The sequence below is a fragment of the Sphingomonas sp. OK281 genome, from assembly GCF_900115295.1.
Taxonomy (GTDB): Bacteria; Pseudomonadota; Alphaproteobacteria; order Sphingomonadales; family Sphingomonadaceae; genus Sphingomonas.
Map to the genome: position 1 here is coordinate 497,743 of NZ_FOVZ01000003.1, position 14,576 is coordinate 512,318.

The following is a 14,576-nucleotide window of genomic DNA, read 5'->3' on the forward strand; positions in this document are numbered from 1 at the left end:
GGGGTTTGCGCAAATCCTAACGTCGCTTGCCCTGGTGGCGGATGTTCGCCGGGCGACCACGCCGCTTGATCTCGCGCACCGGCTTGCGGCCGCCACGCGGAGGCTGGGCCGCGCCCTTCCCCTCGGGCATCTCGAAGCGCAGCGCGCCCGATACCGGGTTTGCCTCAGCCAGTCGCAGTTCCAAGGTCTGGCCTTGTGCGAAGACGTCGCCGCTATGCTCGCCGGTCAGCGTACGGGCGCCTTCGTCGAACCGGAAATACTCGCCACCCAGATCGCGCACCGGCATCAGGCCGTCGCCACCGATCCCCTCGACCGTCGCGAAGAAGCCGAAGTTCGTCACGCCGGTGATCCGTACGTCCATCACCTGGCCGACGCGCTCCGACAGGAACGCCGCGACATAGCGATCGGTGGTATCGCGCTCGGCCTCCATCGCGCGGCGTTCGAGCCGGCTGATGATCTCGCCGACCGACTCCATGTTGGCCGCATCGTCCGCCGGCAGCCCGCCCTCGCCAAGGCCGTACGCCGAGACCAGCGAACGGTGGACGAGCAGATCGGCATAACGCCGGATCGGCGAGGTGAAATGCGCGTAGCTGCCGAGACTGAGGCCGAAATGCCCGTGATTGCCGGGCGCGTAATAGGCCTGGGTCTGCGTTCGAAGGATCTGCTCCATCACCTGAGGACGGAAATCCGCGTCGCCGATCCGTTCGATGATATGATTGAAGGTCGCCGGGCGGACGACCTGCCCGAGCGCGAACGGGACGTCGAACGTCTCGAGATATTCCTTCAGTGCGGCGAGCTTCTCGCGGCTCGGCGGCTCATGAATACGGTACATCACCGGCGCCTTTTTCGCCTCCAGCGCCTTGGCGGCGGCGACGTTGGCGGCGATCATGTAATCCTCGATCAGCCGGTGCGCGTCGAGGCGTTCGCGCGGGGAAACGGACATGATCCGCCCCTGCTCATCGAGCACCACGCGGCGTTCGGGAAGATCGAGATCAAGCGGCGCGCGTGCGTCGCGCGCCTTGGCCAGCGCATGCCAACAGGCCCAAAGCGGCTGTAGCACGCTCAACATATCTCCCCTCCCGTCTACGGGAGAGGAGGAGGTATCGATGATCGCCTGCGCCTCCTCATAAGACAGGTTCGCCGCGATCCGCACCACCGCGCGCGTAAAGCGCCACGACTTGAGCGAGCCATCCTTGCCGATCCGCAGATGGCACGCGAGCGCTGCACGGTCCGCGCCTTCCTTCAGCGAGCACACCTCTGCCGAGAGAATTTCGGGCAGCATCGGCACCACGCGGTCGGGGAAATACACCGAGTTCCCGCGCCGCCGGGCCTCGCGGTCGACCTCGGACTTCGGCCGCACGTAGAAACTGACGTCGGCGATCGCGACGATCGCCTTCCACCCGCCGACATTCGAGGGATCGTCGTCCGCCTCGGCCCAGACCGCATCGTCGTGATCGCGTGCATCCTCGGGATCGATGGCAACGATCGGCAGTTCACGCAGGTCTTCCCGCCCCTCCCCCAGCGGCAGCTTCGAGACCCGCTCGGCTTCGTCGAGTGCCTCCTGCGAGAAGACGTCCGGGATACCGAGCTTGTGGATCGCGATCAGCGAGAAGCTGCGAGCGGCGAACGGATCACCCAGCTTTTGCACGACACGGGCGGCGATCTTCGGTGGCTTCCCCGCCAGTTCTGCCAGCACCAGATCGCCCGGCGCGGCGCCGCCGGCATCCGCCACGGCGAACTCGCGCCGCTCGCGCTTGTCGACACCCGTCAACCAGAGCCGCCCCGACTCTTCACGCAATACGCCGAGTACCTGTTCGGAGGCCAGTGCGAGCACCTTCATCGGATGCGCGATCCAGCCGTTCCCGGCCTCCTCGGTGCGCGCCAAGATCCGCTCACCTACACCCAGCGCACCGCGCTTCCGCTCGCGCACGCGAAGACGCGGTGGTGGCACGCCCTCCGCTTCCCAGCGCTCGGGCACGGCCCAGACGTTGCCGCCGTCGTCCACGTCCGCGATCCGCAGCACCGTTACCTTGGGGATGCCACCCATCTTGTGGAACGCGCGCCCCGGGGCGCTGTCGATCAGCCCCTCGTCGGCCATGTCCTTCAGCAGCGCTTTCAGCCCGATCTTGTCCTGCGCGCTGAGCCCGAAGCCCTTGGCGATCTCGCGTTTGCCCGCAGGCACGTCGGAAGTGGCGATGAAGTCGAGGATCTGCTCGCGCGTCGGAAGACCGGCTTTTGGTTTGTACATCGTACAGAGATAGTCGGTAGGCCCGCCATTACCAAACGGCTAAGCTACGGGCATGATGCAAAGTTACGACATCCTCATCGTCGGCGGCGGCATCAACGGCGCCGCGATCGCCCGCGAGGCGGCACTGAACGGCCTGTCGGTCCTGCTCGTCGAGAAGGGCGACCTCGCCGGCGCGACCTCGTCCGCCTCGACCAAGCTGATCCACGGCGGCTTACGCTATCTCGAATATTACGACTTCAAGCTCGTCGCCGAAGCGCTGCGCGAACGCGAACGCCTCGTGAAGGCCGCGCCGCACATCATCCGCCCGATGCGCTTCGTCCTGCCGCACGAGAATGCGGTACGCCCGTGGTGGATGGTCCGGCTTGGGTTGTACCTGTACGACTGGCTTGGCGGCCGCATGACGCTGAAACGATCGCGCGGCCTGCGCAAGAGCGACGTCGCCTACACCGCGCCGCTCAAGAACGGCGCGCGCGGCTTCGTCTATTCCGACGCGTTCGTGGACGATTCCCGGCTTACCGTGCTGAATGCGATGGACGCGCACGACAACGGCGCAGAGATCGCAGTCCGCACCGAACTCGTTACCGCGCGGCGGGACGGCGCCGTATGGCGCGCAACGTTGTCGGACGGTCGCGACGTCACCGCGCGCGCACTCGTCAACGCTGCCGGCCCCTGGGTCGCCGAGTTGCTGGGACGGCTCGGCATCAATGCCAGCGCCGGCGTCCGGCTGGTCAAGGGCAGCCACATCGTCGTGCCCCGACTGTACGAGGGCGACCACGCCTATATCCTGCAGCTTGCCGACCGCCGGATCGTCTTCGCGATCCCGTATCAGGGCCAGACCGAGATAGGCACGACCGACATTCCCGTCGACCGGCCCGAAGACGCGGTGATCGACGCGGGCGAGATCGCGTATCTCTGCGACGCCGCGAACCAGCATTTCACGCGCCAGATCACGCCCGCCGACGTCACCTCGACCTGGTCCGGCGTGCGCCCGCTCTACGACGACGGCGCCAGCGACGCGAAGGCGGTCACGCGCGACTATGTCCTCGAACTCGACACGCTTGGGGATGCCGGCGAAGCACCTTTACTGTCTGTGTTCGGCGGCAAGATCACGACCGCGCGTCACCTCGCGGAGGAAGCGATCGCGAAGATCGCGCTGACGACAGGTGCGCGCGCCCGTCCAGCTACCAGAGATCGCGTCTTTCCGGGCGGTGTGATTCCCGAGTTCGCGACGTATCTATCGCAGGTCCGTGAACGCTGGCCCTATCTCGGCGCCGCACGCAGCGAACGGATGGCGCACGCTTATGGCGCGCTGCTCCAAGATATGCTGGCAAAGGTCACGGATATCCACGGACTTGGCGTCGATCTTGGCGATGGACTGACCGAAATCGAGGCGCGCTGGATGTACCATCGGGAATGGGCAAGGATACCCGAAGATGCATTGATGCGCCGTAGCAAAGTCGGATTGTGTCTGACAGGCGAACAAACCGCGGCGTTCGAAACCTGGTGGAACACGAATTTTCCCTCGTGAACCTTAGGGCTTGCATGTTTATCGATTAGGCATATCCTCGGCTAATATCTTTACGAGGAGATCTCCAATGGCGACATACCCGGACCTCCAAACCGATCCCGAAGACAAGAATCTCGTGATCCTGCAAAGCCTGATCTGCCTGTTGCGCGAAAAGAACATCCTGTCGCGCGCGGATATCGAAGAACTTTGCGACACGGTGAAGCGTCGTGCCAGCGACCATGCCAGCGACCCCCTTCCCTGCCAGATGGACGGCGCGCGTGCCGCGGCCACCGAAGTGGCGCAGATCGGCGATTATATCGGCCGCAAATATGGCGGAAAGCACCGCCGCACGATCTGAGCCCTTGCGTTGCGCGCGCCTGAGGCGGTTGTGTTATACGGTTCGCATGGGCTGGGGTGTGAATACGCCGCGGGCACGCGGGGTAATTAGACCGCCCGGTGACCCTGGTCACGCGACCAATTTGAACTGAGTACGGCTGAAGGCCTTAGTCGCGCTGGAGCCGTGCTAGAGCCGCGCTGGGGTGCTGACGCGGTTTGGTAAACGGACGTAGCGATTATCCGGAGCACATCCTGGGTTACTCAACTCCGCAATCTTCGGCCTTTTCTGCTGAGATACATTCCAAGCGTCATGGATGCGGTAGTCAGCGAGGATGGTTCACCCGTTCGATCCGCGTATTTGCGGCCCGGTAAGATGCTTGCGTCCGATAATGATCGGTGGCCCGCATAGCGCTCCAGACATCGTGGTCGTGGAGGGATAGCAAAGTCGACTTCCTGGAACTGCTCCGCTCCATGCTAGGCGCTATGGGGCTTGGAACAGAGCCCGCTCGCTGTCCCCATTACTGCGATCAGCAGGACCTTCTAGAAGGTCGACCGATACAGCCGCGACCATCGCGACCTCCCAGATGCAGTGCCTGCCAGAAGCAAGCAGTAGTCCGCCGCACCGTCCGCGACGGCGGCACAACTAGGCCCGGCGTATGCGGAATGGTGGGCTTCTCTCGGTAACCGCCCTTCTATCGAGAGCACTAATCGATACGTTTGCAATACCTCAAGCTAGCCCGGGTATTACGAGATGGCATGGGCAGCAAACCGGAACGGTCGCGTGAGACGTTTCAGCCGCAATCAAAATGCGCGAACAATCGTGAACGTTGTGTTCCGAGCTTCGACTCCGAGCTTTTCCCAACCCGCAATCAGCTCGCGACGAAGCACGTCTCGCCAGCGACCCGCAGCCGGCCACAGATATCGGCCGCCTGGTTCGCGCTGCCCGCATTCACGCGCAGCCGATACAGTGTCCGACCACCCGTCGCGACCGGCTGGACCGACTTGCCGAGCGCGCCGACATATCCGAACCGCTTCGAGAAGTTCGTCCAGGCCGCGTTGGCGACCGCTTCGCTGGGATACGCGCCCAGCTGGACCAGCGAACCCCCGGTGGCTGTTCCAGCGCCGCTAGGCTTCGACGGTGCCAGAGGCGCCGCGGCGACCAATCGCCCACCCGATGCCGGCACCTGCGCGACCGCGTTACGACCGACCGCATCATCCGCCTTGGCTGCAACCGCGCGCTTACCCGCAACCGGCGCCTCGGGCACGCCGCGCAGATCGATCGCGCCGTTGCCCGACTTGCCCGCGCTGGTTGCGATCGCCGAGTCGCCCTCACCCTTGACCTTGAGGCCGCCGGCGTCGTCGGGCTTGACCTTGTAGTCGCCTTCCTGCGCGGCGATCAGCTGACCATCGTCGGTCGGCGCGCGCTGTTGCAGCTTGTAGATGCCAAAGATGATCGCAGCGAGCACCGCCAGGCCGAGCACGACCAGCGCGATGACGCGGCCGATGCCGACCGTATCCTGCTCGTCCGGCTCGACGGTTTCGAGCCAGGGAAGCCGGTCTTCCTCGCGCAGATCCATGTCTTCGGCCATCACTTCATCTCCGAAACCGCTTCGACACCCATGATGGCGAGGCCGTTATGAATAATCTGCCCTATAGCGGACGCCAAGAAAAGCCGCGCCGCGGTCGCCTGCGGATCCTCGATCACCAGGAAGCGGCGATCAGGCCGGTCGTTGCCAACGTTCCATAGCGCATGGAACGCAGCAGCCAAGTCATAGAGATAAAACGCGATTCTGTGCGGTTCGCGCGCCGTCGAGGCGATCTCGACAAGCCGCGGAAACTGCGCCGCGAGCTGCACGAGTGCCAGTTCGTCCGTATCAAGCCGGGACAAATCGGCAGACATCGGCGTAATTCCCGCCTCTTCCGCACGCCGATGCAGCGAGGCGATACGCGCATGCGCGTATTGGACGTAGAACACCGGATTGTCCTTCGATGCCTCGACCACCTTGGCAAAGTCGAAATCCATCTGCGCATCGGAGCGCCGCGTCAGCATCGTGAAGCGGACGACATCCTTGCCGACCTCGCGGACGACGTCCGCCAGCGTGACGAAATTGCCCGAGCGCTTCGACATCTTGACCGGCTCGCCGTTGCGCAACAGCCGGACCATCTGGACCAGCTTCACGTCGAACCGCGTCTTGCCGCCGGTCAGCGCCGCTACGCCTGCGACGATCCGCTTGACCGTACCGCCATGATCCGCGCCCCAGATATCGATCAGCTGATCGGCGTTCTGGCTCTTCTGGAAATGATAGGCCAGATCGGCGCCGAAATAGGTCCAGGACCCGTTCGACTTCTTGATCGGACGATCCTGATCGTCGCCGAACTGCGACGAGCGGAACAGCGGCAACTCGACCGGCTCCCAATCGTCCGGCGTCTCGCCCTTTGGCGCTTCGAGCACGCCGTCGTAGACGAGATCGCGCGACCGCAGCTCCGCCTCGGCCGCTTCAGGCTTCTTCGCAGCCTGAAGTTCCGCCTCGGACGCGAACACCTCGTGCTCGATCCCGAGCAAGGCCAGATCGGCACGGATCATCACCATCATCGCCGCGACCGCCTGCGTGCGGAAGATGACCAGCCATTCGCTCTCAGGCGCGCCGACATAGCGGTCGCCGAACTCCCTAGCGAGCGACTGGCCGACGGGAACGAGATAGTCGCCGGGATACAGGCCCTCGGGGATCTCGACGGTCTCGCCAAGCGCCTCGCGGTAGCGGAGGTGGACCGAGCGCGCGAGCACGTCGACCTGGCCGCCGGCATCGTTGACGTAATATTCGCGGATCACCTTGTGTCCGGCGAACTCGAGCAGGCTGGCAAGCGCATCGCCGACGACTGCACCGCGGCAATGGCCCATGTGCATCGGGCCGGTTGGGTTGGCCGACACATACTCGATGTTGACCGTAATCCCGTCGCCCTGCTTCGACCGGCCGTAATCAGCGCCAGCCTCCGGAATCGCGGCCAGTTCGGCGCGCCAAGCGTCATCGGTCAGCTTCATGTTGATGAAGCCGGGACCCGCTACGCTCGCCGAGGCGACGTCCTCGAGCTTCGACAGTTCGGCGACCAGCGCATCGGCGAGGACGCGCGGATTGGTCTTGGCGGGCTTGGCGAGCACCATCGCGGCGTTGGTCGCGAGATCGCCGTGGCTGGTGTCGCGCGGCGGCTCGACCGTGACGTTCTTGCGATCGAGACCGGCCGGCAGCATCCCCGCCGCGGTCAGCGTGTCGAGCGCCGCATCGATATGCGCGGCGAAACGGGTGTAGAGCGTCATGGCAGTCCCGGTACGTCAAGGAAACGCGCGCTCTAGACCATCGCGGCGCGGCGCTCAATTTTAATCCCGTCGCCGGGTGGCCGTTAGCGCCCGCCTGGGCCCGTCCGCTACATCAGGAGGCCATCCCCGTTCCCCGCAGGCGCGGGGCCCAGCTAAACCACATCCACCGCGCGAGATGCTGGGCCCCCGCGTTCGCGAGGGAACAGAAGTGTATCGATGCATCTGCGGGAAAACTAAGATCAGCGTCAGACCCGAACCAGCCCCTCGATCGCCGCCGTTCTCGCGCTCGCAGGAAACAACGCCGCCATCGCCCGTGCAGGCTCGACGCCGAAATGCGACGAGACCGCGCCGCCGATGAACGCATCGAGCTGCATCGTCGGTTTCAAGTCGCGGGCCTCGAAGAGCGCGGCGGGGGCGAGGCCGGGCCAGTCCGATACCACCCTGCCCCCCTTCACCGCGCCGCCGAACAACATTGCAGACGTGCCGGTGCCGTGATCGGTCCCGCCGGTGCCGTTGACCGCGACGGTCCGTCCGAACTCGGTCGCGACCAGCACCATGGTGTCCGCCCATAACGGTCCCAGCCCCGCCTGGAGTGACGCGACCATCGCATCGAGGCCCTTCAACTGCGCGGTCAGCCGGCCGCGCTGGCCGGCATGCGTATCCCAGCCACCGGTCTCGATCATCGCGATCCGTGCTCCGGTGTCGGGCTTGAGCAACCGCGCGGCGAGCGCGCCCGTCGCGGCCGCATTGCGCCCGCCATCCTGCGCGAGATCGCTGGTGAGTTGCCGCGTCGCCATCGCCTCGCTCCACAGGCCGTGGAGCTGGTGGTCACCCTCGTACAGCATCGCCACGCGTTGCAGCAGGTCGTCGGACGCGTCCGGCAGGCTCGACGGCGCATAGGACGCGACCTCGCGCCGCCCCCGCAGCGCCATCGGCACGGTCGCCGCCACCGCGATCGCGCGCGCCTCGTCCGTCGGCAGCACGCCGAGTAGCCGATTGAGCCAGCCGTCGCGCACCTGGTACGCGCTGACCCCACCGGTTTCGAGCACGTTCTGGCCATCGAAATGCGAACGATCCCGGTAAGGCGACGCGATGGCGTGCGCGAACAGCGCCTGGCCCTGTTTGTAGAGCCCGGCACTCGACGTCATCGCGGGGTGTAGCGTGAACATGCCATCGAGCTTTGTACCCGTTGCGAAGTCCGCCGCGAGATCGCCGCGGGCGCCTGCAAACGCCGGATCGCCGACCGCGCCAATCGTACCGAGACCATCGGCGGCCCCGCGCTGGATGATGAACACGAAGCGCTTGTCGGTCGCCGCGCGCGCGAAGGCGATGCGCGGTGCGAAGGCGGACGCGAGAACGCCGAGCGTGCCGGTCGACAAGAAGGAACGACGGTCGAGCATGACTATCTCCGCAGCGATTCAGGGGCGACGAGCAACAGCGCGAGCGCCTGTGCAGGGCTTTCCGCACGCGACAGGCCCTGCGCAGTGGAGGAACTGAGCGAGGCGGGGAACAGCGTCGGCGCCAACGCCCGCGCATCGACCGGCCCGGCGCGCGCCGCGAACCGCTCCGCCGCCTCCACGCGTCGCAGGATCGCGTCGGGCCCGGCCCAGGCTCCGGCGATATCGTCGTACCCGACCGGCTGCCCCGGCTGCCATATCGGCTGGCCGAGTTGGTTCATCATTCCGACCGTGACGCCGGGCTGGACGATGGTCGTGCCGAGCGCGCGCTGTGTGGACAGATACCATTCCCAGGGCGACTTGAACTTCACCGGCTGCGGCACCCACGCCTCAGGCGACGCAATCAGCGCGCGATAGACAGTCGGCAGGTCACCACCCGATTTCAGGAAGGCCGTCTTCAACCGCGCGACCATCGCCGGCGGTGGCGTATCGCCTGCGAAGTGCCGCGCGAGTTTGGTCGCGATGTGCGTCGCGGTCGCGGGATGAATCGCCAGATCGGACAGCACGGCCTGGGCCTGTGCCTCCCCCGCCGCGGGATAGAGCTTCCCCATCACGGTGCGATCGCCGGGCTGATGAACGTCGTCTAGGAACAGGAATGCGCCTGCATGGGAATCGTCCTGGACACGGGCGCCGGGGCCACGGCCGATGCCCGCGACCGTCCAGCCGGTCATCGCGCGCGCGAATTCGGTGACGTCGGCCTGGCTGTAGCCGCTGCGGACGCCAAGCGTGTGCAACTCCATGATCTCGCGCGCGAGGTTCTCGTTGAGACCGGTGCGACGCTTGGTCTTGCGTATAGCGAACGGACTGTCCGGACCGATCGACACCGCCTGGTCGAGATACAGCAGCATCGCCGGATGCCGCTCGACCGCGTTCAGCATGTCGGCGAACTTGCCGAGGACATGCGGCCGGATCGCCTCGAACTCCATCGGGCCGGCCAGCGCCATTACCTCGAACTTCTCGGTGGAAACCGCGAAATGGTTCGCCCAGAAATGCACGAGCCGCTCGACGAACGGCGCCTCGCCGGTCAGCGCCGCCATCGTCCGCGCCGCGACCGCCGCGCCGTAATCGTTGCGGCTCTGCTTGCCGATGACTTGTCGCGCTTCCTGTCGTGCGGCCGCGGCTGGATCGATCGGCCCCGGCGCCATGGGGGCCCGAGCCATTCCGGGGGGCGCAGCGCCCGGCGACACGGGTGCGGGGGTCATCGCATTGGACATCGTTGGGACGGCGACGGCCGGCTTCCCGTCCATGCCGGTCATGGCTTTCGGCGTGCGCGGACCGAATTGCGCCCTGATCGCCTTTTCCTGCGCATAGTAGGCGACGAGACCTGTCGAAATGCCGGCCGTCGCAGGCGCGCTCGCGATGACCGGTGGCAGCGGCTCGAACCGGTCGCACTGCGCCAACACCCACTTCGCCGCATCGCCGACGATAGCTTCACCCGGCCTTGCGCCGAACCCGAACCGATTTAACGCGATACTGGAAGCAGACACGACACTTCTCCTTCGCATGCAAGTGTACGCGGCAAATGTCGTGGAAGTATGTCACCCGGCGCGCTGGTCGCACGCAGGGGGCCGTTCATCGTTGCAGTTGATGCAATCGCGACGGATCGGTTTGCAATTGCAACTCATGCTGCACCGCAATATTTCTGTGACTCGAGAGTTGGGTAAACACCTGATCCGGCTCGACGCACCACCGCGGGAGACACGATCATGCGCAATACTTTCAAGATCATCGCAGCAGCAGCGGCCGCCCTCACCTCGACGATCGGCATGGCCGCCGACGCCAAGCAGAGCTTCGTCCACGAGGGCAGCACGTACGTCTATACCTCGACGCAGGACGGTGGCCGCCAGGTCATCGACGGCCGTCGCTATCCGTCGGGCCAGAAGTTTCACCTGATCGTTCGCGGCGACCGCGTATCGGGTGTGTCGGGCGGCGTCCCGGTTGCGTTCAAGACCGCCGAAGCCAATGGCGCGGCTGGTGGCATTGCTTCGGTTACGCGCTGAGCTTAGCGGCGTTCAGTAGCATCTGCGGCGGTCGGACCCAGGTCCGGCCGCCGTTTTGCGTTTGAGTGAGCCTGCAACTTCTTAACTCCCCTCCCTGGAAGGGAGGGGGTGGGGGGTGGGTCGGCTTCCGTATGACGGTATGGACGCGGCACGAGCCAGCCTACCCACCCCCAGCCCCTACCTTTCAGGGGGGGCGCAGAAGTCAGAACCCTTCGGGCAGGTCGATCGGGCCGACCAGTTCGCGGTAGCGCGACACGGCGTACCGATCCGTCATCCCCGCGATGAAGTCGGCGATGTGGCGGCTGCGGTCCGGATCCTCCGACGGCAGGCGTTCCCGCCATTCCTCGGGGATCGTCAGCGGATCGTCGCGGTAGACCGCGAACAGGCCGGACACGATCCCATGCGCCGCATCCGCCGCCGCCAGTTGCCGCGGATGGTGATAGAGGTTGGCGTACATGAAGCGTTTCAGGTCGCGCTCCGCCTCGCGCATCTCGGGCGAGAAGCCGACCAGGCATTGGCCGGCATCGCGGACGTCGTCGACGCTGGTCACGCCGCTCGCCGCGATCCGCTGGCGCGTCTCGGCGATCAGGTCGTTGACCATCGTCCCGATCTGCGTGCGGACGAGCTCGCCGACCAGGCGCTTCGGGTCGATGTCGGGGAAGCGGCGGCGCACATCGTCCCAGCCGCGTGCGACCAGCGGCACGGCAAGCATCTGGTCGAGCGTCAGTAGCCCTGCACGCAGGCCATCGTCGATGTCGTGATTGTCGTAGGCGATATCGTCGGCGATCGCCGCGACCTGCGCCTCGAGGCTCGAGTAGCTGGTCAGGGCGAGCGGGTATTTCGCGTCTGCCGTCGCCAGCGCCCAGCCCGGATGCCGCACCGGGCCGTTATGCTTGGCGAGACCTTCGAGCGTTTCCCAGGTCAGGTTCAGCCCGTTCCACATCGGATAGGGCCGCTCGATCGTCATCAGCGTGCGCAGTGTATGGCCGTTGTGATCGAAGCCACCCTGCCCGGTCAACGCCGCCTTCAACGCATCCTCGCCGGCATGGCCGAACGGCGGATGGCCGATGTCGTGTGCGAGGCACAGCGCCTCGGTCAGGTCCTCGTTCAGCGCCAGCGTCCGCGCGATCGTCCGGCCGATCTGCGCGACCTCGAGGCTGTGCGTCAGTCGAACGCGGAAATGATCGCCGTCGGGCGCCATGAACACCTGCGTCTTGTGGCGCAGGCGACGGAAGCTGATCGAGTGGATGATCCGGTCGCGGTCGCGCTGGAAGGCGTCGCGAGGCCCGCGCGTGGACCCGTTCTGTTCCTCGTGAAGCCGTCCTTTGCTGCGCGCCGGGTCCGATGCCCAGGGCGCGCGGTAGCTCACTTCGCGGGGAGCTTTGTAATGATCTCGCCGGGATCGCTGGTGAAGGTGAACGTCGGGACGCCTTCCTTCGCGAGCTGATTGACGAAGGTCCGCGCTTCCGCATCGGTCTTGAACGGGCCGGCGAGGACGCGGTTGGTCGCCTTCCATGGCGCGGTCCAGCCGCCGCGGGTGCCGAACACGGTCGGTGCCTTGGCCTTTGCCTTCTTCCACGCCTTTGGCAGGTCGCCCTCGGTCGCGCCGGTCGACACCTGGACCCAGGTCCGCGCGGGATTGGCGCGCGCGATCCGCTTTTCCTCGGCCGCGGCCTTGTCGGCGGCCAGCTTCTCGGCGGCGGCAGCCTTCTTCTCGGCGAGCGCCTTCTTGTCGGCGATGGCCTTTTTCGCCGCGGCCTTCTTGTCGAGCGCGGCCTTCTTGTCGGCGGCCAGCTTGTCCGCAGCCAGCGTCTTGGCGGCGATCGCCTTGGCCGCTGCGTCGCGCTCGGTCTTGGCCTTCGCCTCGGCCAGCACGCGTTCGGAATCGTCCGAGTCCGGACTTGCCGCGGGGGTCACGACGGGCGCCGGGTGCATCGGCGCGACGTCGAGCTCGGATGCGGGGATCGACAGGCCCGCGACGATCCGCGCGAGGATCGAGTCCTCGCTGGCCGCGACTGCATGGGTCAGGGGAGACACGGCGGCCACCGTCGTCGATGCCGCGGGGGCTGACGTCGGCGAATTGGAGAAGCCGGGCGTTGGCGTGCCGGCGGTCTGGACGGGCGAAGACGGCTGCGCGGCCGCCTGCTGGATTGGCGTTGGCAGGGTCGAAACCGATGGCGCCGCCGCTGCCGACGCTGCGAGCGCATTCGCCGCACTGGTCGGATCGGTTCGCGCTGGTCCCACCGGGATCGCTGCCATCTGCGTCGCGACGCTCTGCGGAAGGGTCCCCGTCATCGATGGTGCCGGGACGGTACGGGCGACCGACGGCCGGCTCGGCTGGATGGCGGCCGAGACTACCGAGTTCGTTTCCGTGGCCGGGTTTGTACGAGCGCCCTGAACCGCAACGTTCGGTGCCGAATAGCTTGGTTGCGAAGGTTGCGCAGTACGCACCGGAAGCGGCTGCACCGTCTGCATCGGCGCTGCTGCAAGCTGGACGGGGGCGGCGTAGGGGGTCGGAGCCGGGACCGTCGTCAGCGTACGTGCCGGGGTGGCGGCCGGCGGGATCGGTGCCGACGTCGTCGCGGGTACTGGTGTGGACGACGGTCGCGTTGCCGCTGCCACCTGGAGACGGTCGCGGCTCGATCGGCGATCGCGCTTGTCCTTCTTGCCGGTGGTCGCAGCGGCTGCGGGTTGCGGCGTTACGGCTGCCAGCATTACCGGTGCGGTGGGGTCTGCGGCTAGAATCCCCAAGGGTGGTGCCATCCGTGCATCCGCGAGGCGGGCGGGCGTCGCGTGGACCTCGCCGAAGTGCACGGCGAACGCGCGGTCGCTTGCGGGCAGGTTGGGCAGGCGCTGGAAGAAGGGTTGCAGGCCCTGCGCGGTGCCCGAGGGCATCATTGTGGTTGCGATCTTCTCGGCACCGGCGACGTCGCCGTTCATCGCGAGGATGAACGCGCGAGAGCGCCAAGCGCCGCGGTCGCTCTTGACCAGGAGCGGATTGAGCTGCTGGATCGCGAGCTCTGGCTTGCCGGAGATGCCGAGCGACAACGCGTAGCGCCTGATGGTCTCGTCGTCGGGTGCGTCGCGGAGTGCAACGCGGTAGTCGCGTTGTGCCCGATCCTGCTGGCCGATCAGGTCGTAAGCGAGACCGCGGTCGGCGGCGAAGTTGCGCGGATCGAGGCCGAGACCTTCCGCCTGCGCGTAATAGCGGAGCGCTTCGCCCGGACGCTCGGAGCGTACGAGGATCGATGCCATTCCCGCCTTGGCGCGGCCGTCCCGCGGGTTCACTTTCTCGGCGCGTGCGAACAGCGCGGCGGCACCGCTGAGGTCGCCGAGGCCCATCGACAAATCGCCAGCTTTTATCAGCGCGTCGATGTTGCGGGGGTTGCTCGCGAGCTGGCGCATCACGTCGCCGAGCTTGTCCGCATCGGTGGTGCCGGGGATCGCCTGGACGACGGCTTGCGCGGACGCGGCGGCTGGCACGGCCGCGAGCACGAGGGCCAGCGCGGCGGTTAGGAGATGATGGGAGGACCGGGTCATGAGGATCATCTGTCTAGACGCCAGCCCGACCGAACCGGCAATGTCTCGCACGCACGCGCGCGGCGAACTGGGCTGGGGCGGCGACGAATGCAGGGTTTGGGATGCAATGAGCATGGTAACCTTGCTCGGCGTGCCCTCACCCTTCGCCGCCTTTGGCGTCTCTCCCTCTCCCGGT

10 protein-coding genes are annotated in these 14,576 nt (G+C 66.3%); 3 read left to right on the top strand and 7 right to left on the bottom strand.

The genetic code is table 11. The features are described from left to right. Positions 1–16: 16 nt before the first annotated feature. Complete coding sequence (locus BM244_RS13875; RefSeq protein ID WP_093399478.1) at positions 17–2,248, bottom strand: ribonuclease R family protein; 2,232 nt, start codon at positions 2,246–2,248, stop codon at positions 17–19. A 52-nt stretch (positions 2,249–2,300) separates the two neighbouring features. Between BM244_RS13875 and glpD the strand changes: the two genes are divergently transcribed. Continuing rightward, positions 2,301–3,776, top strand: coding sequence for a glycerol-3-phosphate dehydrogenase (gene glpD / locus BM244_RS13880; protein WP_217649124.1), 1,476 nt, complete (start codon positions 2,301–2,303; stop codon positions 3,774–3,776). Positions 3,777–3,843: 67 nt separating this feature from the next. Next, the gene (locus BM244_RS13885) at positions 3,844–4,113 is read left to right on the top strand and encodes a hypothetical protein (RefSeq protein WP_093399479.1); all 270 of its coding nucleotides are present in this window, start codon (positions 3,844–3,846) and stop codon (positions 4,111–4,113) included. Between the two features lie 847 nt (positions 4,114–4,960). On the opposite strand, the gene BM244_RS13890 is transcribed toward BM244_RS13885, so the two are convergent. The 4 genes from BM244_RS13890 to BM244_RS13905 all read right to left on the bottom strand — a co-directional run bounded on the left by BM244_RS13890 (position 4,961) and on the right by BM244_RS13905 (position 10,348). Further along, a complete protein-coding gene (locus BM244_RS13890; RefSeq protein WP_093399480.1) occupies positions 4,961–5,680 on the bottom strand; it encodes an SPOR domain-containing protein in 720 nt (239 codons plus the stop codon). After that, positions 5,680–7,404 (bottom strand): arginine--tRNA ligase, encoded by a 1,725-nt coding sequence (gene argS, locus BM244_RS13895; protein WP_093399481.1) that lies wholly within the window; start codon positions 7,402–7,404, stop codon positions 5,680–5,682. The genes BM244_RS13890 and argS overlap by 1 nt, the downstream gene beginning before the upstream one ends. Before the next feature lie 245 nt (positions 7,405–7,649). Next, on the bottom strand, positions 7,650–8,804 hold the full coding sequence (locus BM244_RS13900) for a DUF1501 domain-containing protein (RefSeq protein WP_093399482.1): 1,155 nt from the start codon (positions 8,802–8,804) through the stop codon (positions 7,650–7,652). A gap of 2 nt (positions 8,805–8,806) precedes the next feature. After that, positions 8,807–10,348, bottom strand: a complete 1,542-nt coding sequence (locus BM244_RS13905) for a DUF1800 domain-containing protein (protein ID WP_175518203.1) — start codon at positions 10,346–10,348, stop codon at positions 8,807–8,809. A 219-nt stretch (positions 10,349–10,567) separates the two neighbouring features. Here BM244_RS13905 and BM244_RS13910 point away from each other — a divergent pair, with 219 nt between their 5' ends. Then, positions 10,568–10,861 carry a hypothetical protein gene (locus BM244_RS13910; RefSeq protein WP_254784441.1) on the top strand — a complete coding sequence of 98 codons (294 nt, stop codon included), beginning with the start codon at positions 10,568–10,570 and terminating at the stop codon, positions 10,859–10,861. 202 nt (positions 10,862–11,063) lie between these two features. Here the strand turns inward: BM244_RS13910 and BM244_RS13915 are convergent, their stop codons facing one another. Both BM244_RS13915 and BM244_RS13920 read right to left on the bottom strand, forming a co-directional pair. Further along, positions 11,064–12,230: a deoxyguanosinetriphosphate triphosphohydrolase gene (locus tag BM244_RS13915; RefSeq protein ID WP_093399484.1), complete on the bottom strand. Its 1,167-nt coding sequence runs from the start codon at positions 12,228–12,230 to the stop codon at positions 11,064–11,066. After that, complete coding sequence (locus BM244_RS13920) at positions 12,227–14,401, bottom strand: tetratricopeptide repeat protein (protein WP_093399595.1); 2,175 nt, start codon at positions 14,399–14,401, stop codon at positions 12,227–12,229. Before BM244_RS13920 ends, BM244_RS13915 begins: the two co-directional genes overlap by 4 nt. Positions 14,402–14,576 lie beyond the last annotated feature (175 nt).

What these genes read in the sequence shown, in the direction of transcription:
- BM244_RS13875 (WP_093399478.1), bottom strand. Translation starts at nt 2,248, where the DNA reads ATGTACAAACCAAAAGCCGGTCTTCCGACGCGCGAGCAGATCCTCGAC.
- BM244_RS13900 (WP_093399482.1), bottom strand. Translation starts at nt 8,804, where the DNA reads ATGCTCGACCGTCGTTCCTTCTTGTCGACCGGCACGCTCGGCGTTCTC.
- BM244_RS13885 (WP_093399479.1), top strand. Translation starts at nt 3,844, where the DNA reads ATGGCGACATACCCGGACCTCCAAACCGATCCCGAAGACAAGAATCTC.
- argS (WP_093399481.1), bottom strand. Translation starts at nt 7,404, where the DNA reads ATGACGCTCTACACCCGTTTCGCCGCGCATATCGATGCGGCGCTCGAC.
- BM244_RS13910 (WP_254784441.1), top strand. Translation starts at nt 10,568, where the DNA reads ATGCGCAATACTTTCAAGATCATCGCAGCAGCAGCGGCCGCCCTCACC.
- glpD (WP_217649124.1), top strand. Translation starts at nt 2,301, where the DNA reads ATGATGCAAAGTTACGACATCCTCATCGTCGGCGGCGGCATCAACGGC.
- BM244_RS13920 (WP_093399595.1), bottom strand. Translation starts at nt 14,401, where the DNA reads ATGACCCGGTCCTCCCATCATCTCCTAACCGCCGCGCTGGCCCTCGTG.
- BM244_RS13890 (WP_093399480.1), bottom strand. Translation starts at nt 5,680, where the DNA reads ATGGCCGAAGACATGGATCTGCGCGAGGAAGACCGGCTTCCCTGGCTC.